16 protein-coding genes are annotated in these 21,555 nt (G+C 73.8%); 14 read left to right on the forward strand and 2 right to left on the reverse strand.

Features of this window, described 5'->3' with window-relative positions; translation table 11 throughout:
• Positions 1 to 34: 34 nt before the first annotated feature.
• From DFJ69_RS01865 to DFJ69_RS01885, 5 genes are all read left to right on the forward strand, one after another.
• Positions 35 to 1,366 carry an SWIM zinc finger family protein gene (locus tag DFJ69_RS01865; protein WP_170177506.1) on the forward strand — a complete coding sequence of 444 codons (1,332 nt, stop codon included), beginning with the start codon at positions 35 to 37 and terminating at the stop codon, positions 1,364 to 1,366.
• A gap of 73 nt (positions 1,367 to 1,439) precedes the next feature.
• A complete protein-coding gene (locus DFJ69_RS01870; protein WP_147312167.1) occupies positions 1,440 to 3,044 on the forward strand; it encodes a DUF5691 domain-containing protein in 1,605 nt (534 codons plus the stop codon).
• Between the two features lie 212 nt (positions 3,045 to 3,256).
• Complete coding sequence (locus DFJ69_RS01875) at positions 3,257 to 4,390, forward strand: ATP-binding protein (RefSeq protein WP_116020869.1); 1,134 nt, start codon at positions 3,257 to 3,259, stop codon at positions 4,388 to 4,390.
• A complete protein-coding gene (locus DFJ69_RS01880) occupies positions 4,390 to 7,110 on the forward strand; it encodes a DUF5682 family protein (protein ID WP_116020870.1) in 2,721 nt (906 codons plus the stop codon). Before DFJ69_RS01875 ends, DFJ69_RS01880 begins: the two co-directional genes overlap by 1 nt.
• Positions 7,107 to 8,282, forward strand: a complete 1,176-nt coding sequence (locus tag DFJ69_RS01885) for a vWA domain-containing protein (RefSeq protein ID WP_425453286.1) — start codon at positions 7,107 to 7,109, stop codon at positions 8,280 to 8,282. The genes DFJ69_RS01880 and DFJ69_RS01885 overlap by 4 nt, the downstream gene beginning before the upstream one ends.
• Positions 8,283 to 8,989: 707 nt before the next feature.
• Here the strand turns inward: DFJ69_RS01885 and DFJ69_RS35225 are convergent.
• Complete coding sequence (locus DFJ69_RS35225) at positions 8,990 to 10,867, reverse strand: serine/threonine-protein kinase (RefSeq protein ID WP_245973927.1); 1,878 nt, start codon at positions 10,865 to 10,867, stop codon at positions 8,990 to 8,992.
• Between the two features lie 220 nt (positions 10,868 to 11,087).
• Here DFJ69_RS35225 and DFJ69_RS01895 point away from each other — a divergent pair, with 220 nt between their 5' ends.
• Entirely contained in the window at positions 11,088 to 12,023 is a 936-nt protein-coding gene (locus DFJ69_RS01895; RefSeq protein ID WP_116020871.1) for a DUF6777 domain-containing protein, read from the forward strand.
• A gap of 395 nt (positions 12,024 to 12,418) precedes the next feature.
• Here DFJ69_RS01895 and DFJ69_RS01900 read toward each other — a convergent pair whose 3' ends face one another.
• Positions 12,419 to 13,366: an alpha/beta hydrolase gene (locus tag DFJ69_RS01900; protein ID WP_116020872.1), complete on the reverse strand. Its 948-nt coding sequence runs from the start codon at positions 13,364 to 13,366 to the stop codon at positions 12,419 to 12,421.
• A 122-nt stretch (positions 13,367 to 13,488) separates the two neighbouring features.
• On the opposite strand from DFJ69_RS01900, the gene DFJ69_RS01905 reads away from it, so the two are divergent.
• From DFJ69_RS01905 to DFJ69_RS36030, 8 genes are all read left to right on the forward strand, one after another.
• Positions 13,489 to 14,439, forward strand: coding sequence for a diacylglycerol/lipid kinase family protein (locus tag DFJ69_RS01905; protein WP_116020873.1), 951 nt, complete (start codon positions 13,489 to 13,491; stop codon positions 14,437 to 14,439).
• A 35-nt stretch (positions 14,440 to 14,474) separates the two neighbouring features.
• Positions 14,475 to 14,642, forward strand: coding sequence for a hypothetical protein (locus tag DFJ69_RS34025; protein WP_170177507.1), 168 nt, complete (start codon positions 14,475 to 14,477; stop codon positions 14,640 to 14,642).
• A complete protein-coding gene (cds1, locus tag DFJ69_RS01910) occupies positions 14,639 to 15,730 on the forward strand; it encodes an L-cysteine desulfhydrase Cds1 (RefSeq protein ID WP_425453288.1) in 1,092 nt (363 codons plus the stop codon). Before DFJ69_RS34025 ends, cds1 begins: the two co-directional genes overlap by 4 nt.
• A 52-nt stretch (positions 15,731 to 15,782) precedes the next feature.
• On the forward strand, positions 15,783 to 17,237 hold the full coding sequence (locus tag DFJ69_RS01915; RefSeq protein ID WP_116020874.1) for a flavin-containing monooxygenase: 1,455 nt from the start codon (positions 15,783 to 15,785) through the stop codon (positions 17,235 to 17,237).
• A gap of 9 nt (positions 17,238 to 17,246) precedes the next feature.
• Complete coding sequence (locus tag DFJ69_RS01920) at positions 17,247 to 18,005, forward strand: SDR family NAD(P)-dependent oxidoreductase (RefSeq protein WP_116020875.1); 759 nt, start codon at positions 17,247 to 17,249, stop codon at positions 18,003 to 18,005.
• A 47-nt stretch (positions 18,006 to 18,052) separates the two neighbouring features.
• Entirely contained in the window at positions 18,053 to 18,373 is a 321-nt protein-coding gene (locus DFJ69_RS01925) for a GroES family chaperonin (RefSeq protein ID WP_116020876.1), read from the forward strand.
• Between the two features lie 413 nt (positions 18,374 to 18,786).
• Entirely contained in the window at positions 18,787 to 19,476 is a 690-nt protein-coding gene (locus DFJ69_RS01930) for a DUF3560 domain-containing protein (RefSeq protein WP_147312169.1), read from the forward strand.
• Between the two features lie 559 nt (positions 19,477 to 20,035).
• Entirely contained in the window at positions 20,036 to 21,550 is a 1,515-nt protein-coding gene (locus DFJ69_RS36030) for a sigma-70 family RNA polymerase sigma factor (RefSeq protein WP_116020878.1), read from the forward strand.
• Positions 21,551 to 21,555: the final 5 nt, after the last annotated feature.

A 21,555-nucleotide genomic window follows, 5' to 3' on the forward strand; every position in this document is an offset into this window, starting at 1 on the left:
CGGATTGTCACAGGGCCCCGATAGCGTCGGAACCGTGAGCGATCGTTGGGGTCGGGAACGGGTTCTCGCGCTGGCGCCGGACCCGTCGTCCGCGAGGGCGGCCGGAGGCGTGGCCAAGCCCGCCGAGTGGCTCGACGTCGGTTGTGACGACGCCTCCGTCTGGGGCGAGTGCCGGGGCGGCGGCACCGCGGCGTACCGGGCGTGCGTCGACCTGGCGGAGCCGGCGTTCCGGTGTTCCTGTCCGAGCCGCAAGTTCCCCTGCAAGCACGCGCTGGGCCTGCTCCTGCTGTGGAGCGACGGCACCGTCGACGACGCCGCCCGTCCGCCGTGGGTCGCCGAATGGCTCGACCGGCGGGCCGAGCGCGCCGCCGGGGCCCAGGAGCGCGGGGCCGCCGCCCCCGTCAAGACGCCCGACCCCAAGACGGTCGAGCGCCGCAGGCGGCGGGTCGACGACGGCGTCGCCGAGCTGGCCCAGTGGCTGCGCGACCAGGTCGGCCAGGGCCTCGCCCAGGCCGAGCGCGCGCCCTACAAGGTGTGGGACGACGCCGCCCGCCGTCTCGTCGACGCCCAGGCCCCCGGCCTGGCCGGGCAGGTCAAGGGCCTGTCGGCGCTGCGCCACGGCGACTCCTGGCCCGACCGGCTGCTGGAGGAGTACGCCCTGCTGGCGCTCCTGGCCCGCGCCCATCGACGCGCCGCCGACCTTCCCGAGCCGCTGCGCGCGACCGTCCGTTCCCGCGTCGGCTTCACCGTCACCGAGGCCGAGGTGCTCGCCACCGGCGAACGGGTCCGCGACGAGTGGTACGTGGCGGGCTCGCGCGACACCCCGCAGGACCAGATCACCGCCCGGCGGGTGTGGCTGCGCGGCGTCCGGACCGGTCGCCCCGCCCTGGTGCTCTTCTTCGCCGCCCCCGGCCGTGTCCTGGACGCCTCCTTCGTCGCCGGCGCCACGGTCGACGCCGAGCTGGCCTTCTATCCGGGCGCCCGGCCCCTGCGCGCGGCGGTGGCCGAGCGCCACGGCCTCACCGCGACGCCCCCGGGCGGCTGCACCGTCGGCGATCTGCTGCGGGAGTACGCGGACGCCCTGGCCCTGGACCCGTGGCTCGACCGGTGGCCCGCCGTCCTGGCCGACGTGCGGCTCGCCACGCCCGCCGAGTCGCCGGTGCGGGCCGACAACCTCCATGTGGTGGACGACCACGGCGATGTCCTGCCGCTGCGCTTCTCCCCCGCCGAGGAGTCCCGGCATGATCCGTGGCGGCTGCTGGCCGTGTCCGGCGGCGACCGCTTCACCCTCGCCGGCGAGTGGTCGCCTCGTGGCCTGCAGCCCCTGTCCGCCTGGCACCCAGAGGAAGGCGCGGTGGTCCTGTGACGGCGCACCTGCACTCCTTCGAGGCGGTCCGGCCGACCGCGCGGAAGGCCGGGGCCGTCGCCCCCGATGCGGCATGAGCGGTTGGGCCGAGCACGTGAGCACGGCGCTCCTGGGCACTCATCGCCGCCCGGTGCCCCCGATGCCGCCCCTCGACGGGCGGGCCGTCCACCCTCCGGACGGCCGCCCACCCGACGGTGCGGATCCAGCGGAGGTGCTCTTGGAGCAGGCCGCGCTGCTGGCGGTGCGGCGGCGGGCCGGATGGCGGGCCGGTGACGCCTCGGCGTTCCCGCCCGTCGCGCCCTCTCCTGGGGAGTCACTGCCCGTGGTGCCGCGCGCGGCGGGGCGACGGCTGGCGCGGATCCTGACGGGCGACCGGCCCAGGCTGCTGCCGGAGTGGCTGGAGGCGGCCGCCGGGCACGGGTACCGGGTTCCGTCCGGGCTGCTGCCCGACCTGCTCGAACGCGGCCGGGCCGACCGGTCGCTGCGTCCCGCGATCGCCCGGGCGGCGGGCCGGCGCGGGGTCTGGCTGGCGCTGCGCAACACCGACTGGGCGTACCTGGTCGGCGAGGGCGACGATCCGGGCGACGACGACCCGGAGGTCTGGCAGACCGGCACCCGCAACCAGCGGGTCGCCTACCTGGTCCGGCTGCGCGGCCACGATCCGGCGGCGGCCCGGGAGGCCCTGCGGGCGACGTGGGCGAGCGAGCCCGCCCCGGACCGGGCGGCGTTCGTGGCCACCCTGGAGCACGGCCTGTCCCCCGCCGACGAGACGTTCCTGGAGGAGGCGCTGAACGACCGCGCCAAGGACGTCCGACGGTCGGCCGCGGACCTGCTGGCCCGGCTGCCCGGCTCCGGCTACGGCCGCCGGATGGCCCGACGCGCCAGGGAGTGCCTGCGGCCCGAGGAGCGCACCGTACGAGGGCGCCGCCGGCTCTGGATCACCGTGGAGCCGCCCCACGGCCACGACGAGGACATGGCCCGTGACGGCATCCCGTTCCATCCGGCCGGGTCGTTCATGCCCGGCCATCGGTCGGGGGGCCCGGTGGGGGCGAGGGCGGGCTGGCTGCGCGAGATCCTGGCGCGCACCCCTCTCGCGACGTGGTCCGACCTGTTCGAACGGCCGCCGATGGAGGTCGTGTGCCTGCCCGTCGCCGATCGGGCCCGCGAGCCCGGCGGCCCCGCCGACGACGGCGGCGCCCGGGACGTGCACATCGGCTGGGTCCGCGCGGCGGTCGGGCAGCACGACGCGGTGTGGGCGCGGGCGCTCCTGCGGGGCGGCGTGATCCCGGCCGACGAGGCGGAGTCCATGGCCGACCTGCTGACCGTCCTCCCGCCCGACGAGCACGACCGGGCCGCCGCCGACCTGCTGCGCTGGCTGGAGGGCTCCGCCGACCTGATGCGGCTGCTGGAGCGGATCCGCGGCCCCTGGACCGGCGAGCTCGCCGACGCCGTGGTCGGTCTGCTGGCCTCCGCCGCCGACGACGAGGAGGCCGGCGGCCCCGCCGGCCGCCGCCGCGGCACGCTGGCCCCCCTGTGCCGGCTGGCCGACGAACGCCTCTCACCGGACACGGCCCCCCGACTCGACGCCCTGGCCGGCCGTCACCCGGAGTCCTGGCCCCTGACGGAACTGACCGACACCCTGCGCTTCCGCAACGACATGCTCCAGGAGCTCCGGTGAGCCGCCCCCGATCCTCGTGGATCACCGCGCGTTCCCGTTGCGGCGTGCGATGCCGGGGAGGTCTCCGGTGAGCGTCCATCGACCGGGCGATCACCCTTCTCCCTGCGGCGGGGCGCCGATCAGCGTGGTGGAGGGTCGTCCGAGCCCGTTCGACGCACGTTCCGGCTCCGGCCGGGGCGGTACGTACCTCTACGAAGAAAGGATCGCGACCCATGGCTGAGGCCGGGAGCCCGCGCTCCAGCGACCCGACGAACGCCGCGCCCGACGGTGAGGCCGTGCTGCGGCCGCACGCTGAGCGGCAGTTCGCCGACGAGTTGGCGTTGCTGGCCGAGCACGACGACCGGCCCCGTCCGGCGGGCTGGCGGCTGTCGCCCTGGGCGGTCACGATCTATCTGTTGGGCGGCGAGCTGCCCGACGGGTCGATGATCACTCCCAAGTACGTGGGCCCGCGCCGGCTGATGGAGGTGGCGGTCGCCACCCTGGCCACGGACCGGGCGCTGCTGCTGCTCGGCGTCCCGGGCACCGCCAAGACCTGGGTGTCGGAGCACCTGGCGGCGGCGGTGTGCGGGGACTCCACCCTGCTCGTCCAGGGCACCGCGGGCACCTCCGAGGAGGCCGTCCGCTACGGGTGGAACTACGCCCGGCTGCTCGCCGAGGGCCCCTCCGAGCGGGCCCTGGTGCCCAGTCCGATGATACGGGCGATGCGGTCGGGCATGGTGGCCCGGATCGAGGAGCTCACCCGGATGCCGAGCGACGTGCAGGACACGCTCATCACCATCCTGTCGGAGAAGACCCTGCCGGTGCCCGAGCTGAACACCGAGGTGCAGGCCCGCCGCGGGTTCACGGTGATCGCCACCTCCAACGACCGCGACCGCGGCGTGAACGAGCTGTCCAGCGCGCTGCGGCGGCGCTTCAACACCGTGGTCCTCCCGTTGCCCGCGGAGACCGAAGAGGAGGTCGAGATCGTCTCCCGCCGGGTCGACCAGATCGGCCGCTCGCTGGAGCTGCCGCAGGCCCCGGCCGGGCTGGAGGAGATCCGCCGCGTGGTCACCGTGTTCCGCGAGCTGCGCTCGGGGACGACCGCCGACGGCCGCACCAGGCTGAAGTCGCCCAGCGGCACGCTGAGCACCGCCGAGGCCATCTCGGTGATCACGAACGGGCTGGCCCTGGCCGCCCACTTCGGCGACGGGGTGCTGCGCGCCGCCGACGTGGCCGGGGGCATCGTCGGCTCGGTCGTCCAGGACCCGGTGTCCGACCGGGTGGTCTGGCAGGAGTACCTGGAGACCGTCGTCCGCGAGCGCGTCGAGTGGCGCGACTTCTACCGGGCCTGCCGCGAGGTCTCCTAGTGCCGGACACCGAGATCTACGGCATCCGCCACCACGGCCCCGGCTCGGCCCGGGCCCTCCGCCGCGCCCTGGAGGATTTCAAGCCCGACGTGGTCCTGATCGAGGGCCCCCCGGAGGCCGACGCCATCGTTCACCTGGCCGCCGACCCCGCCATGCGCCCCCCGGTCGCCCTCCTCGCCTACACCTCGGGCCCCACCCCCAAGCCCGGCACCCCACCCGCCGAGCACGCCCCCACGCCCCCCGACCCGCCGGGCCGCCGCGCCGCCTTCTGGCCGTTCGCCGAGTTCAGCCCCGAGTGGCAGGCCATCCGCTACGCCGTCGAGGCGGGCATCCCCATCCGCTTCTGCGATCTGCCCGCCGCCCACCAACTCGCCGAGACCCCCGAACTTCTCACCGGGCCCCCGGCCACCGACCCGCACGCCGCCGACGACCCGGCGAAACCCTCGGTGTCCGACACCCATCCCTCCGGCCGGCACCACGCGGACGGCGAGACCGTCACCAACACCGAAGACGACAGACGACACAGCCCCAACGCCGCCGGCCAACGCTCCGACCGCCGAGACACCGGCACCGGAGTCAAGGGCCAACACGATGTCGGCGGCCGGGCCGCCGAGGTGAGCACCGCAGACGTCGAGGGTCGTGTCGCCGGGGGCCGGGACCCCGCGAGGGGCGCGGAGGCTGCGGGTCGTTGGGGCTCCGGGGGCGAGGAAGGCGATGCCGTTCGGGGAGACGCCAGGGCGAGCCTTCCGGGGCGCGCGGCGGAGGGCGACGAGGTGGAGCGGGTCCGGCTCGATCCGCTCGGGTGGCTGGCGCAGGTGGCGGGCTACGACGACGCGGAGCGCTGGTGGGAGGACGTGGTCGAGCACCGAGGTGAGGGCCCGTCGCCGTTCCCCGCGATCGCCGAGGCCATGACGGTGCTGCGGGAGGACTTGGAGGAGCGGCCGGTCCGGGGCGTGCCCGAGGCGTACGCCAGGCGGGAGCGGCAGCGTGAGGCGTACATGCGCCGGACGCTGCGTCGCACCCTCAAGGAGGGGTACGAGCGGGTCGCGGTCGTGTGCGGGGCCTGGCATGTGCCGGCCCTTCAAGCGCAGGTCCCCGCGAGCGCGGACGACCGGACGCTGCGCGGGCTGCCCAAGGAGAAGGTGGCGCTGACCTGGGTGCCCTGGACGCACGGGCGGCTGGCGCACTGGTCCGGGTACGGGGCGGGGGTGCGGTCGCCCGGCTGGTACCACCACCTGTTCACGGCCCCCGATCGGCCGATCGAGCGGTGGCTGACGCGGACCGCCCGGCTGCTGCGGGAGGAGGACCTGCACGTCTCCTCCGCCCACGTGATCGAGGGCGTCCGGCTTGCGGAGACGCTGGCGGCGTTGCGCGACCGGCCGTTGGCGGGGCTGGACGAGGTGACCGAGGCGACCCGGGCGGTGCTGTGCGAGGGGGCCGAGGCGCCGCTGGAGCTCGTCCGGCATCGACTGGTGGTGGGCGAACGACTGGGGGCCGTTCCCGAGAGCACCCCCATGGTGCCGCTGCAGCGCGACGTTCAGGCCGAACAGCGCAGGCTGCGGCTCAAGCCGTCCGCGCCGGTCAAGGAGCACGACCTGGACCTGCGCACCCCGCTGGACCTGGATCGCAGCAGGCTGCTGCACCGGCTGCGGCTGTTGGGAGTCGCCTGGGGCGAGCCGGACGCCGACGCGAGTCGTTCCAAGGGCACGTTCCGGGAGGGGTGGCGGTTGGCGTGGCGGCCGGAGTTCGACGTCGAGCTGATCGAGGCGGGGGTCTGGGGCACGACGGTGCGGGACGCGGCCGGGGCGAGGGCGCGGGCGCTGGCGGGCGAGGCCGCGACGCTCGCCGACCTCACCTCCGTCGCCGAGCGCTGCCTCCTGGCCGACCTGGGCGAGGCGCTGCCGGCGGTCATGCGGGCGCTGGCCGACCTGGCCGCCACCGACGTGGACGTCGTCCATCTGATGGCGGCGCTGCCCGCGCTCGTTCGGGCGCTGCGGTACGGCGACGTTCGCGGCACCTCGGTGGAGCCGCTGCGCACGGTGGTGGACGGGCTCGTCGTCCGCATCTGCGTGGGCCTGCCGCCCGCCGTGTCCGGTCTGGACGACGACGCCGCCCGTGACCTGCTGCGACACATCGACGCCGTACAGGAGTCCGTCGCGCTGCTCGCCGCCGCGACGTCACCGGGCGGCGCGGCCGGCGGTGAACGCGTGCACCGTCCAGGCCCGCAGAACGGCCCCGGCGGCCCGGGCCACGAGGGGCGCTGGCACGGCACCCTGGCAGGGCTCCTCGACCGCCCCGGCCTGCACGGGCTGATCGACGGGCGGCTGACCCGGCTGCTGCACGACGCCGGACTGCTGGACGACGTCGCCGACCGGATGGCGCGGGCGGTGTCGGTCGGGCACGCGCCGGCCCGCGCCGCCGCGTGGATCGAGGGCTTCCTGTCGGGCGGCGGGCTGGTCCTCGTTCACGACAACGTTTTGCTGCGCCTGGTGGACGGGTGGATCGCCGGGCTGCCGGAGGACTCGTTCACCGACGTCCTGCCGCTGCTGCGCCGCACGTTCGGCGGGTACGGGGCCGCGGAGCGGCGCGCCCTCGGAGAGCGCGCCCGCCGGGTGGGCGGCGCCACGACACGGCGCCCGGAGCCCGACGAGGATCTCGACCTGGAACGGGCCCTGCCCGCGGTGAGGGCGGTCGCGGGGATCCTGGGATGGCCGACATGACGATCGGAGACGACATGCACGCCGACGAGCGGCTCAAGCGGTGGCGGCTGGTGCTCGGCGGCGAGGCCGCCGAGGGCACCGGCGTCACGCTGGAGGGCGACGAGGCCCGCATGGACGCCGCGCTGGAGGCCCTCTACGACCAGGGCGGATCCCGGCGCGGGCAGGGTCGGGCGCGCCGCGGCGGCCTGGGCGACTCCGCCCCGAACGTGGCCCGATGGCTCGGCGACGTCCGCTCCTACTTCCCGTCCACGGTCGTGCAGGTGATGCAGAAGGACGCCATCGAACGGCTGGACCTGACCCGGATGCTGCTGGAGCCGGAGATGCTGGAGGCCGTCGAGCCCGACGTCCATCTGGTCGGCACCCTGCTGTCGCTCAGCCAGGTCATGCCCGAGAAGGCCAAGCACTCGGCGCGGGCCGTGGTCCGCACGGTGGTCTGCGATCTCGAGGCCCGGCTGGCGCAGCGCACCCGCTCCGCGGTGACCGGCGCGCTGGACCGGTCGGCCCGCGTGCGGCGCCCCCGCCGCCCGGCCGACGTCGACTGGCCCCGGACGATCCGCGCCAACCTGCGCCACTACCTGCCCGAACGGCGCACCGTCGTCCCGGAACGACTGGTCGGGTACGGCCGCGGGCAGCAGGCGCTCGAACGCGACGTGGTGCTGTGCGTCGATCAGAGCGGATCCATGGCCGCCTCGGTGGTGTACGCGAGCGTGTTCGCCGCCGTCCTGGCGTCGATGCGGTCGCTGCGCACGTCCCTGGTGGTCTTCGACACCGCCGTGGTGGACCTCACCGACCGCCTCCACGACCCGGTCGAGATCCTCTTCGGCACCCGACTCGGCGGCGGCACCGACATCAACCGGGCCCTCGCCTACTCCCAGGGCCTGATCACCCGACCCACCGACTCGATCCTCATCCTGATCAGCGACCTGTACGAGGGCGGCGTCCGCGAGGAGATGCTCCGCCGCGCGGCCGCCCTGACCTCGTCGGGAGTCCAGGTCATCGCGCTGCTCGCCCTCTCCGACGAGGGCGCCCCCGCCCACGACCACGAGAACGCCGCCGCCCTGACCGCCATGGGCATCCCCGCCTTCGCCTGCACCCCCGACGCCTTCCCCGCCCTGATGGCCGCCGCCATCGAACGCCACGACCTCAAGGACCCGCCCGCCCGCCACCCCTGACGCCCCTCCGCCCCACCCTGCGGCCTCGAACATCCCCCGAACGACACGGCACCGGACGCCCCACACGCCGGCGCGCCCACCTGACCCCGCCGCCACCGAACGCGTGCCGACGAACACGGCGCCCGTACATCCAGAGACGGCCACGACAACACGCCGGCCAGGAGCAGCCCACCACGGACCGGCGGGCGATCCTACGCCTGCCAACGCACGACCCGCAATGAAGCCCCAACGCCACGCGCGGCCACACGCGCCTCGCCGCCCCACCGAGCGGACGCACCAACGTCATCAGAGCCCGTTCAACACCACCCGCGACCTGGGCAGGCGTGCGACGCGGCGGCAGGCCCATGCCACTGGGCTCGGCTGCGCACCGATTGCCGGCGAGCCCAACGCGGGACGGTTGATCGAACCGCCCCGGGTCCGCGGATGATTCGACGCACAACCGGACCCTCGCCCTACGGGACGCGCGACGCGGCAAGCACACCCAAGGCACTGGGCTCGGCTGTGCACTGATCGGCGGCGAGCCCAACGCGGGACGGCTGGTCGAACCGCCCCGGGTCCGCGGATGATTCGACGCACAACCGGAGCCTGGCCCCATGAGGTGGTCGACGCGGTGTAGGGCGTGTGCGGCCGCGGGCGGAGGCATGCGCGTAGGGGGGTCGGGCCTGGTAGGGCGAGCGGAGGTCGTCGCCGGGTCGGTGGTGGCGGGGTCAGGGCTGGGGTTTTTGGAGGAGGGCGCGCGTCAGGAGGATGACGACGGCGAGGGTGAAGGTGGCGCGGAAGGCGTAGGCGGCGGGGCCGGCCTCCAGGTCGGCGAGGGCCCAGACCGACCAGGCCCAGAACGCCTCGCGGACGATCCGTAGGGCGATGACGGAACGGACGGCGGTGCGGCCTCCTCTCCAGGCGACCGCGACGGCGACGATCGTGACCATCGCCAAGAGGGTGAGGACGCCGGCGACCGCGATGAAGACCGGCCGGCCGCGGGACTCGGTCGGATCGGCGACGAAGATCGCGAGGGCTGCCAGGTCCAGGATCGCCAGCAGGGAGGCCAGGACGAGGCCGGCGACCAGGGAGGGTGTTCGCCGCAGCAGGCCGCGTCGGGAGGGCGAGGCCCCCTGTCCTCGGTCGGCCGGCCGGTCTTGGTACGGGTGGGGCCGGTGGTGTTCCGACTGATCATGGACGTTCGAGTGACGCCGCCGGCCTTGGGCGGTCGTGCGCGCCCAAGGGTCCGCCGGTGGAGCGGTCCGTTCCCGGTCGTGTGAGGTGCCCGGGTGTCCGCCCCCCGCTCGGTCGTAGGCGGCCGTCTCGTCTCGGCCGCCTCGTTCCATCCGTTCGTACGGGCTGGTGGAGCGGTCCGTTCCGGCGGCGGCCGAAGGGTCCGGGGTTCTGGTGTAGCCGATCGTCCCCGAGGGGCCCGGGCTCCCGGAACGGGTGTGGCCCCGGACTGCATCGCCGGAGGAGGCCGCAGGTCCGGCGGGGCCCGCGGGTACGCCAGGGCCGGACGCGGCGGGGGCGGCCGGGTCGAACGGGCCGGATGCGGCGGAGGCACCGGGCGCGGCGGAGGAGGGCCCGAAGGGGTCCGGTGAGGCGGGGGCGGCCCGACCGAAGGGGTCGGGTGAGGATGTGGGGGCCGGGCCGGCGGCGGGGGGCGCGCCGTGCGGCCATCGGGCGCCGATGAGTTCGATGGGCTCGTGTGGGGCCCGCGCGGGGTGCCGGTCGCCGGGCGGCGGGGTTCGGGATCCGGACCCGGGGGCTTCGGCGCGCGTCGTCGGTGGGGTCTCACCGCCCTCGCCGAGGAGGCGCAGGAGCACCTGCTCGGCGGTGGGTCGGGCGGCCGGGTCCTTGTTCATGCAGGAGCCGACGATCTCGGCGATCTGCGGGGGAAGGCCGGTCAGGTCGGGGGCCTCGTGGAGCACCCGGTACATGACGGCGGGCAGCGCCCCGCCTCCGTGGGGGTCGCGGCCGGTGGCGGCGAAGATCATGGTGGCGCCCCAGGCGTACAGGTCGGCGGACGGGCCGACGGCGCCGCCGGCGAACTGCTCCGGGGACATGTAGGCGGGGGTGCCGATGATCTGGCTGGTCAGGGTGGCCCCGGCGTCCAGGGCGCGGGCGATCCCGAAGTCGATGACGCGGGGGCCGTCCGGGCCGATCAGGACGTTGTGCGGCTTGAAGTCGCGGTGCACGATGCCGGCGCGGTGGATGGCGGCCAGGGCGGTGACCGTGCCGATCGCCAGGCGTTCCAGGTCGGCGCCGGTGCGGGGGCCCTGCTCGGCGACGAGCTCCCGCAGCGACGGGCCGGACACGAACTCGCTGACGATGTAGGGCTGGTCGCCGGCCGTGTCGGCCTCCAGCATCTGGGCGGTGCAGAAGCCCGCCACCCGCTGGAGCACCGCCAGTTCCCGGACGAAGCGGGCGCGGGCCTGGGCGTCCGCCAGCAGTCGGGCGTGCAGGAGCTTGACCGCGACCTCGGGGCCGTCGGCCCGGCGGCCCAGGTACACGACGCCCTGCCCGCCGACGCCCAGGCGGCCGACCAGCTCGTAACCGCCGAGCCGGGGGGGATCTCCCGGTTCGAGGGGAAGGGGGATCACCAGCGCTCCTCCCACCGTCGGAAACCGACGTGAAGTCGGCCCGCATTCTTGAGCACAAATCGCTGCGCCCTGGCATCAAAGACTATAGGAAGGGTGCGATCAGGGTTGGAGGACGCCGATGTCAGAGATCAATTCCAGAGGGCGCGGAAGTAGCGGGCGTTTCATCCGATTCCCACGGGCCCCGCGTCGCACGACGGTCACTCTGGCCGCCGCCGTCGCGGTGACGGCGTCGGGTCTGGCGGCCTGCGACAGCGCCGCGGCCGACACCATCACGCGGCTGACCGTGGGTTCGCCGGGTCCGGACGCGTACACGCTGGTCGCGGGGACGGACCGACGGGACACCAGGCCCCGCAGCCGGGCGGGCGGAGAGGCCGAGGGCGACACCCCCGGCCTGTACGGGGGAACGCGCAACCGGGCCACCTGCGACCCGACGCAGTTGCTGTCGTTCCTGCAGCGCAACCCGGCCAAGGGCAAGGCGTGGGCGGCGGTCCAGAAGGTCGGGTACGCGGCGTTGCCGAGGTACATCCGCAAACTCACCCCGGTGATCCTGCGGGTGGACACGCTGGTGACCAACCACGGGTATAAGGGCGGCAAGGCGACGAGCTTCCCGGCCGTTCTCCAGGCCGGGGTCGCGGTCCTCGTGGACGAATACGGCAAACCGGTGGTCAAGTGCAATTGCGGAAATCCCATAACCCCGCCCGACCGTAATATCAATCCACGCGACGCGAAGTACGAGGGACCCTCCTGGGACCGGTTCACCGACCGGAACGTGACGGTCATCAAGGGCCGCGACGCGTCGAAGGGGGCGCTGACCTCCATCACGCTCGTCGACACCGGGGCCACCATGTCGTTCAACCGGCCGCTGGGCACCATGGGCGGCCAGGACGGCCCGCCCGCGCCGCTGCCGCCGGGCGAGACCGCCACCCCGACCGGCGGCCCGACGGAGGTTCCCCCGCCCACCGGCGGCCCGACCGACGGGCCCTACACCCCGCCGCCCGGCGACGGCTACACGCCGAACCCCGACCCCAGCGTCCCCGGCGGCGAACCCGGCCCCGGCGACACGGGCGACCCCGGCGACCAGCAGCCCGAGGTCCCGGGCCCCACCCCCCAAGGCGGCACCGTCCCCTCGGGCGGAACCGGCGGCGAATCCCCGTAACCCGCGAACGGAGCCCCGTGCCCCACGGGGCTCCCGCCGTCCACCCCGCCTCCGCCCCACCCGCCGAACGCACGGCCGCACGCCCGCCGCCCCGCGCCGCAGCCGGCACGCCGCCCCGCGCGGCGGCGCGCACGCCGGCATGCACGCCGCCCTCGCCCGGCGGTACGCGCGCCGGTACGCATGGCTCGCACGCACGCCTGGCACGCACGGTCGGCACGCACGGTCGGCACGCACGGTCGGCACGCACGCTCGGCACGCACGCTCGGCACGCACGCTCGGCACGCACGCTCGGCACGCACGCTCGGCACGCACGACGGACCGCGCAGGGCGAGGATGGAGCGCGGGTCTGGGCGGTGGGCGGGCCGTCGGGCTGGAGGGTGCCGGGTGCGAGGGGGTCAGCGAAGGTCGGCCAGCAGGAGCGGCAGTGCGGCGGCGAGTTCGCGTTCCCAGCGGGCCCACGATCCGGTGCCCTGGTGGAGGTGGACGGCCGCCGGGACGCCCAGGTCACGGAGTCTGGCCGCGAGGCGGGTGGTGCCGCGGCGGGCGAGGAGCTCCACGGGGCCCCCGTCCCCCGCGCTGAGGTAGAGCCGGACGCCCGCGAGCCGGTCGGCCAGGTCGTACGGGTTGTGGGCCCGCCAGACGTCCCCTTGACCGGTCGGGTCGCCCCAGATCCGCCGCCAGTCGGTGCCGGGGTGGCCGATCGCGGACGTGAGGCGGAGAAGGTCGGGCCCGTCCAGGCGGCCCGGGTCGGTGTGCCGGATGTCGAGGGGACCGCTGAACGAGGCCGCCGCGGTGAACAGGCCGGGATGCCGCGCCGCGTGGGCCAGTGCCGCCCGGCCGCCGGTCGAGGCCCCGGCGATGGCGCGTTGCGGTCCGGCCCGATAGCCGCGCTCCAGGAGTTGGCGCAGCTCGGACAGATGAAAGGTCTCCCACCGCGGGGGCCCGCCGTGGCCGTGGTTCCACCAGTCGGCGTGGTCGCCGCCGCGGCCGCCGTCCGGCATGACGACCAGGACGTCCACGTCGCGCGTCAGCCGTTCCACGGCGGTGCCCGTCGTCCAGGCGGTATGGCCGGACGCCGCCGGTGGGGCCCCGTGCAGGAGCCAGAGCGCGGGCCAGGTGCGCGCCGCCGTCGGCGACCAGCCGGGGGGCAGCAGCAGCCGGGCGCGGCCCAGGCCGTGCAGGGCGGGCGAGCGGATCGTCAGGTCCAGGGTGCGGGGGGTCCGGAGGCGCGCGCCGATGACGGTCGCCCCGTCGTCGGATCGGGCCCCCCGGCCGCCCGCGAGGCCGGGGCCGGGCCCGAGCCCCGCATCCACGGCCGCGCCGGGCGGGTCACGCCGCCACATCACGCCTGACGCTCCTCCTGCTCTCCTCCAATGTGCCCTGGGCCACACCCGAGTCAACGGCGTGCACGGCACCTATAAAATGCATTCGGCCTGGGGGCGGCGAACGGGGGCGGACCGGCGGCATGCGGAGCAAACAGGACCTGGAGGCCGCCGTACGCGGCCGGGGCAGGGCGGCGCTGGTGGTCAACACGCGCTCCCGGCGGGGCCGCAGGCGGTTCGCCGAGGCCCGGCGGCTGCTGGCGCGGGCCGGGCTGGAGTTCGCCGAGGTGCATTCGGTGTCCGAGCCGGGGCGGCTGCCCGCCGTGCTCGCCGACGTGCTGACCCGCAGGCCCGACCTGGTCGTGGTGGGCGGCGGCGACGGCACCATCGCCGAGGCGGTGTCCCATCTGGCGGGGCGGGACATCGCCCTGGGGCTGCTGCCGCTGGGCACGACCAACAACTTCGCCCGCAGCCTGGAGCTGCCGCTCGGCCTGGCCGGCGCGGTCCAGGTGCTGCGGGACGGCAAGGTGGCCGACGTCGACCTCGGCCAGGTCCGGGACAAGGGCCCGGGCGAGGTCAAGGTCTTCGCCAACATGGTCAGCGTGGGCCTGTCGGTGGACGTGGCCGAGCAGGTGCCGCACGACCTCAAGCGCGTGATCGGACGGGCGGCGTACGCGGTCACCGGGGCGTGGCTGATGTTCCGGCACCGGCCGTTCAGGGCGACGATCGAGGTGGACGGCAAGACGTACGAGCTGGTCACCCACCAGCTCAACATCGCCAACGGCAGCCATCACAGCGGGCGGCGGTTCGCCGGGGACGCGAGCCCCGACGACCGGCTGCTCAACGTCTACCGGCTCGGCGACCGGTCCCGGCTGCGGCTGGCGGCCGACACCGTGGCGCACATGCTGACCGGGCCGCGGCGGCGGCTGGCCGACGACATGTTCCTCAACACCAGCGCGGACATCCGCGTCACCACCGACCCCCCGTTGAAGATCGACGTGGACGGCGAGATCCACGGCCCCACCCCGGTGGAGATCGGCCTGCTGCCCAACGCGCTGCGGGTGCTGGTCCCCCGGTCGTTCCCGGACCGGTAGCCGGTCCGGTCGGTGGGGGTCGGTACCCTGCATCCATGAATCACCAGGTGGACAAGCCGATCGTCGAGGCGGTGGAACAGATCCGCGACCGCTTCGGCCTGTACGGGCTGCGGGACCTCATCGCGTACGCCCAACTGGAGCTCGACCGGGCCGAGGCGGCCATGCGGGAGCTCACGCCGGACGACCACGCCCCTCAGGGGTGAGCGGCCTCCTGGAGTGCGGCACGGCGCTGCCGGGGCGGGGCGCGTCGGCGGACTGGACGGCGGAGGCGGTCCGGATCGTCGAGGCGGACACCAACCGCAGCGCCGACACGCACCTGCACACGTTCCCGATGCCGAGGGACTGGGGTGTCGACCTCTACCTGAAGGACGAGTCGGTCCACCCGACGGGCTCCCTCAAGCACCGGCTGGCCCGGTCGCTGTTCCTGTACGCGCTGTGCAACGGGTGGATCGGCGAGGGCACCACGGTCGTGGAGGCGTCCAGCGGGTCCACGGCCGTGTCCGAGGCGTACTTCGCCCGGCTGCTCGGCCTGCCGTTCATCGCGGTGATGCCGGAGTCCACCAGCCGGGAGAAGATCGCGCTCATCGAGCTGTACGGCGGCAAGTGCCATCTGATCGAGGACGCCGGGGCCGTGGTGCGGGAGTCCCGCAGGCTGGCCGCTGAGTGCGGCGGCCACTTCATGGACCAGTTCACATACGCGGAGCGGGCGACGGACTGGCGGGGCAACAACAACATCGCGGAGTCGATCTTCGAGCAGTTGCGGGACGAGCGGCATCCGGTGCCCGAGTGGATCGTGGTGAGCGCGGGCACGGGCGGCACCAGCGCCACGATCGGCCGCTACGTGCGGTACCGGCGGCATCCGACCCGGCTGTGCGTGGTGGACCCGGAGAACAGCGCGTTCTTCCCCGGCTGGACGCGCGGCGACCCCGGGTACACGACCGGTCTGCCCTCCCGGATCGAGGGCATCGGCCGGCCCCGAGTCGAGCCGTCGTTCGTGCCGAGCGTGATCGACCACATGATCCAGGTGCCGGACGCGGCGGCGATCGCGGCGATGCGGTACCTGTACCGGGTGACGGGCCGCAAGGGCGGCGGCTCCACCGGCACCAACCTGTGGGGGTCGCTGCTGATCGCCGCCGAGATGCGGCGCACGTCGGTGCGCGGCTCGATCGTCACGCTGATCTGCGACACCGGCGACCGGTACACGCACACCTACTACGACGACGCGTGGCTGGCCGCCCAGGGCCTGGACCTGGCCCCGTACACCGCCGCGCTGGAGCGCCTGCTCGACTGAGGATCCGCCCATGGATTGACACCGGGGCCAGTAAGTGACCTACTGGTCATCGATGAGATCTGCATACGAGATCGCGATCGTCGGCAGCGGCTTCGGCGGGATCGGGATGGCCATCCGGCTCAAGCGCGCGGGCTTCCACGACCTGGTGGTCCTGGAGAAGGCCGACGGGCCGGGCGGCACCTGGCGCGACAACACCTACCCCGGCGCGGCCTGTGACGTGCCGTCGCATCTGTACTCGTTCTCGTTCGAGCCGAAGACCGACTGGACGCGGCGGTTCGCCGAGCAGCCGGAGATCCTGGACTACCTGAGGCACTGCGCCGACAAGTACGGGATCACGCCGCACTGCCGGTTCGGCACCGAGGTCACCGAGGCGCGGTTCGACGAGGACACCCGGCTGTGGCGGATCTCGACATCCCGGGGGGAGTTCACCGCCCGCGTCCTGATCTCGGCGTGCGGCCAGCTCAACCGCCCGGCGCTGCCGGACCTGCCGGGACGGGACTCCTTCGACGGCCCGGCCTTCCACTCCGCCCGCTGGGACCACGCGGCGGACCTCGACGGCCGGCGGGTCGCCGTCATCGGCACCGGGGCCAGCGCGATCCAGTTCGTCCCCCGGCTGGCCGAGCGCGCCGCGAAGGTGCACGTCTTCCAGCGGTCGGCCCCGTACGTCATCCGCAAGCCGGACCGCGTCTACACCGCCGCGGGCAAGGCGCTGCTCCGGCGTCTCCCCGGCTGGCACGCGCTGAGCCGGGCGACGCTCTACGCGCGGTTCGAGGCGCGGGCCGTCGGGTTCGTCAAGCGACCGGAGCTGATGGCCCCGATGGCGTGGGGGTTCCACCGCGCGCTGAAGACCCTGATCGCCGACCCCGAACTCCGCGAGGGACTGGTCCCGGACTACCCGCTGGGCTGCAAGCGGGTCCTGCTCTCCAACGACTACTACCCCGCGCTGACCGGCCCTCGGGTGGAGCTGGTCACCGAGCGGATCGAGCGGATCACCCCGCGCGGCGTGCGCACCGTGGACGGCGTCGAACGCGAGGTCGACGCCGTCGTCTACGGCACCGGTTTCCGCTCCACCGAGTTCCTCGCCCCGATGAAGGTCACCGGACGGGCCGGCAGGAAGCTGAACGAGGCGTGGCGGGACGGCGCGCACGCCCATCTGGGGATCACGGTGAGCGGCTTCCCCAACCTGTTCCTGCTGTACGGGCCGCACACCAACCTGGGGCACAACTCGATCATCTACATGCTGGAGTCGCAGTTCCGCTACGTGCTGGGCTGTCTGCGGGCGATGCGGGGCGCCGGGCTGACCTGGATCGACGTGCGCCCGGAGGTCCAGGACGCGTTCCGGCGCGAGATGCGGGAGCGGCTGCGGGGCACCGTCTGGGAGCGGGGCTGCCGGAGCTGGTACATGACCGCCGACGGCACCGTGGTCAACAACTGGCCGGGGTTCACGTTCTCCTACCGCAACGCGACACGCCGCCCCGATCCACGACATTTCCTCGCCGGACGCTAGTTTGGGACGATGCCGACCGCTCTGATCACCGGTGCCACCGCGGGCCTCGGCGCCGCGTTCGCCCGCCGCCTGGCGTCCGACGGCTTCGACCTGGTGCTGCTCGCCCGTGACACCGCCCGCCTCGAACGCTCCGCCGCCGAACTGCGGGACCGGTACGGCGTCGACGTCGAGCCCCTGACCGCCGACCTGTCCACCGACGCCGGTCTGGAGGCCGCCGAGGAACGTCTCCGCAAGGGGGTGGACCTCCTGGTCAACAACGCCGGCTTCGGCCAGCAGGGCGTCTACCTGAACGTGCCCGTCGCCGACGAGGTGCGCATGCTGCGCGTGCACTGCGAGGCGGTGCTGCGGCTCACCTCCGCCGCGCTGCCGGGCATGCTCGAACGCCGCAAGGGCGGGATCATCAACGTCGCGTCGGTGGCCGCGTTCTTCTCCCGGGGCACCTACGGGGCCTCGAAGGCGTGGGTGGTGTCGTTCAGCCAGGCCGTCATGCGCGATCTCGGCGGGCGGGGCGTGCACGTGATGGCGCTGTGCCCGGGCTTCGTGCGGACCGAGTTCCACGAGCGCGCGGGCATGGACGTCTCCGGCATCCCCGGGTTGCTCTGGCTCGACCAGAACCTGGTGATCGACGCCGGGCTGCGCGACCTGCGCCGGGGCGTCGGGGTGAGCGTGCCGGGCCTGCAGTACAAGGCGATCGTGGGTGTGGGCAACCTGATCCCGCGCGGGGTGGCCGACCGGCTGTCCAGCCGGGCCGGACGCCGGTTCGACTGACCTCGGGCCGGGGCGGGACCACCGCGGACCTGGACTAGGCTGCGTCCGTGTCCGAGCCCAAGTTCGAAGTCCAGATGCTGCACGACCGCGTGATGATCAAGGTCGAGCAGGAGTCCGGGGAGCGCCGCAGCAGCGGCGGGATCGTGATCCCCGCCACGGTCTCCGAGACCAACCGCCTCGCCTGGGGCGAGGTCTGCGGCGTCGGACACCACGTACGGACGGTCAAGGTCGGCGACCGGGTGCTGTTCCACCCCGACGACCAGTTCGAGGTGGAGATCCAGGGCACGACGTACCTGGTCATGCGCGAACGAGACCTCCACGCGGTCGCCAACGACCGCCCCGAACACGGCACCGGCCTCTACCTCTGACGAGATCTTCCCAAGATCATCCGTTAGTGAACCCGTTAGTGGACACCGATCCGGCAGAGTCCTTGGCGTCTGCTGGAGCCTCTTGACATCCAGAGCAGCCAATGCGGACGCCATGCGCCCCTGTCGGCAGGAGCAAAGGTTTTGCGTCCAGAGCCGGAACAGTTCGAGTGAGGTGTCGCCGACGACTCCGGCACGGTCGTACTCGACGTGACCGTGGTGGACGGCCAGGCGCATCCGCAGACGACGTTGGGGCCCGCAGAGCGGTTCTCCCTGCGCACCATGGCGAGCAGGTGGTGGGCGAGCGGGTCCATGAGGAGGACGGGGTCGATGTCGGGTGAGGCCACGACGAACGCGCCGTCTCCGCGGTCCTCGCGGTAGCAGTGCTCCAGGGACACGTACGGCAGGGGTCGGCGATGATCGAGGAGGTCACCGCCGAACGCAAACGGCTCCCCCTCGGCCGGCCCCATCTGATCGGCCATCACTCCTTAGACCGCACCGTGCGGGCCGAGGAGCGGTGCAACGCCAAAGAGAACCGCGGGTACGGTCACGTGCAGCGGGGACGGCGAGGGGCGGACCGTGCCGACGCAGCGGCCGGCCTCCGGAAAGGCCGAGCGGCACTCGGCACGACACTGCGGCGCATCCAACGTCTTGAAGCCGACGTTCGCCGCCACGAACGCCACCTCCAAGGCCCTAAGGAACTGTGGGAGATCACAGTGACCACCGATTGGACCGCCGACTACGGAAAGACCCTCGAAGAGCGCTTGGGCAACTACTCGGAAGGGTCGCGCGTCATCGCTCGTGACGAGGACCGCAACACCGCCCACGTGCGTCTCGCCGTCGCCGCCCCTGCCCGCGCCGTGACCGAATCGCAGATCACGCTGCTGGCCGAGGAGATCGAGTACTGGAAATCCCACGTCACCGTGCTCCAGGAGGCACAGGGCTGCAAGGTGTACTCGCGCGACGACTTCTCCCCGGACCCGCCTTGGACCGGGATGGACCAACATTGCCGCGTACGGGTGTCCATCGCACCTGGCCGATGCCGACGAGATTGCGGCGACGGACCGTGCCTACGGCAAGCAATGGCCCTGGGCGGGCCGACATGAAGTGTTCCGGGTCGGCCGGGTCCACCAGCGGGTCGACGTCCAGGCCCGGGCTGAGTTCGGCCGCGGTGAGGTCGCGGTCGTGGAAGTGCGCGAATGGGGTTGGCGGCCCGGGCGCTCGTTGATGGCACTGGAGTCGTGGCCGGTATCAGCCACCTCGTCGGTCATCGTTCATCGGTGCAGGCGCGGCCGCACTCGCGCAGCGGGCCGTCGATTCGGTCCATGTGATCAATTTCCGGTACGGGTGGCCATGTGTCGCCGCCGCGCGGGACATGACGAGGCGTCCTTTCGTCGGCGATGGCCGCGCCCGGCGGCTGGTCGTGGTGACAGGATCGCCGCCGGAACTCGGTCCAGAATTCACGTTCGGCGGTGTGGCTTCGCCCATACCTTGCGGGACGTCGGACTCTTCACCCGGACGAAGTTGCGTCGAAGGTGAGGTGGTTTCGTGTTCTGTGGCTCTGGCCTGGGGGTTTGTTCACGCACATGGGTTTGTGGTTGTGGTTTGCGGCTCTTGCCGTGAGCGGTCGCCGATGCTCAGAATGTTCCTCCCCTGAGGAGGACCATGAGCGCGACGGAAACGTCCGATCTCGATCTCGCCCAGCGGGTGCGGGCGGGTGACGATCATGCGGTGGCGGAGTTGTATCTACGGCACCATGCCGCGATGTTGGCGTATGCGCGGAGTTTGTGCCGTGATGAGCAGACCGCCGAGGACCTGGCCGGTGAGGCGTTCGCTCGTACGCTGCGCGCCGTGCAGGCCGGTGGGGGGCCGGAGGGTGCGTGGCGGCCGTATCTGTATGCGGCGGTGCGGAACCTGGCCATCGACTGGGCGCGCTCGCAGCGGCACATCGTGCTCGTCGAGGAGGTCGACGACGGGCCCGATCCTCTGGCGGTGGGTTTGGATGAGCGTGCCGCTGAGGGCGCGGAGCGGGCGTTGATCGCTGCGGCGTTCGGGGCGTTGCCGCGGCGGCAGCAGACGGTGTTGTGGCATGCGGTGGTGGAGGAGGAGCCGCGGGAGCGGGTCGCCGCGGTGCTGGGCACCAGTCCGGGCAATGTGAACGTGATGGTGTTCCGGGCTCGTGAAGGGCTGCGCGAGGCGTATCTGGCGTTGCACGCCTCCACCGGCTGCGCCGAGTATGCGGAGCAGTTGGCCCATATGGTGCGCAGGCCGCGGGCGCGGCGTTCGCGCCGGCTGCGGGAGCATCTGGACCGCTGCGCCGGGTGCGGCACCGCCCTGGCCGAGCTGACCGATATGAACAGGCGGCTGCGCGCGGCGCTGCTGCCCGCCGTTCTGCTGCCCGCGGTCGTGGGCAAGTACGGCCTCGGCGTGGGGGCGGGTGTCGGCGCGGGTGTGGAGGCGGCGGGTTCGGTGGGGCGGATCGGGCTGTGGCAGCGGGTCACGGACCTGCCGGCGGCGGGGGTCGCGGCGGCGGGGGCGTCGGCGTTGGCGCTGGCCGTGGCACCGATCGTGATCGACCTTCAGGATCCCGAGCCCCCTACCGTCCGGCCGCGTCCGACGGCGGCGGCGCCCGCACCCGCCGGGGCGCGTCCCGTACCCACGGTCCCGTCCCGGGCCACGCCGACCACGGCGCGGGCCACCGCGCCGCGGCCCGACCGTACGCCCGCTCCGGCGGACCCGCGATCGACGCCGAGGGAGACGGCGTCTCCGCGGCGGGCCGGACCCTCGGCCCCCTCCGTTCCGCCGTCGCAGCGGCGGGCGATCGAAGACGGCAGGGCGATGATCGTGGCCGCCAACCGGGAGCGGGCCGGTCATGGCCTGCCGCTGTTGCAGGCCGATGACCGCCTCGACCGCGCCGCGGCGATCCAGGCGCTGCAGACGGCCGGCCAGAGGGCCGACTCCGCTGATGAGCAATGGCTGCGCCGCCACGGCCACCAGGGGATCGCCGGGTCGTTCCGCTCCAGCGGCTACGACCCGGCGCGGGTCGCCACGAGCTGGTTCGGTGAGGAGGCACCCACCGGCGGTGCGGCGCGGTCACCGAGTGTGCGGGCCATCGGGGCGGCCTGCGCGCGGGGATCGGGCGGGCAGGTCTCGTGCGCGCTGCTGGTCGGATGGTCCTGACACCG

Source organism: Thermomonospora umbrina (genome assembly GCF_003386555.1).
Lineage (GTDB): Bacteria > Actinomycetota > Actinomycetes > Streptosporangiales > Streptosporangiaceae > Thermomonospora > Thermomonospora umbrina.

Bases quoted from the DNA above. Each gene is read 5' to 3' on its own strand.
- DFJ69_RS01870 (WP_147312167.1), top strand. From the start codon at position 1,440: ATGAGCGGTTGGGCCGAGCACGTGAGCACGGCGCTCCTGGGCACTCAT.
- DFJ69_RS01875 (WP_116020869.1), top strand. From the start codon at position 3,257: ATGGCTGAGGCCGGGAGCCCGCGCTCCAGCGACCCGACGAACGCCGCG.
- DFJ69_RS01885 (WP_425453286.1), top strand. From the start codon at position 7,107: ATGACGATCGGAGACGACATGCACGCCGACGAGCGGCTCAAGCGGTGG.
- DFJ69_RS01900 (WP_116020872.1), bottom strand. From the start codon at position 13,366: ATGTGGCGGCGTGACCCGCCCGGCGCGGCCGTGGATGCGGGGCTCGGG.
- DFJ69_RS01905 (WP_116020873.1), top strand. From the start codon at position 13,489: ATGCGGAGCAAACAGGACCTGGAGGCCGCCGTACGCGGCCGGGGCAGG.
- DFJ69_RS34025 (WP_170177507.1), top strand. From the start codon at position 14,475: ATGAATCACCAGGTGGACAAGCCGATCGTCGAGGCGGTGGAACAGATC.
- DFJ69_RS01915 (WP_116020874.1), top strand. From the start codon at position 15,783: ATGAGATCTGCATACGAGATCGCGATCGTCGGCAGCGGCTTCGGCGGG.
- DFJ69_RS01920 (WP_116020875.1), top strand. From the start codon at position 17,247: ATGCCGACCGCTCTGATCACCGGTGCCACCGCGGGCCTCGGCGCCGCG.
- DFJ69_RS01930 (WP_147312169.1), top strand. From the start codon at position 18,787: ATGATCGAGGAGGTCACCGCCGAACGCAAACGGCTCCCCCTCGGCCGG.
- DFJ69_RS36030 (WP_116020878.1), top strand. From the start codon at position 20,036: ATGAGCGCGACGGAAACGTCCGATCTCGATCTCGCCCAGCGGGTGCGG.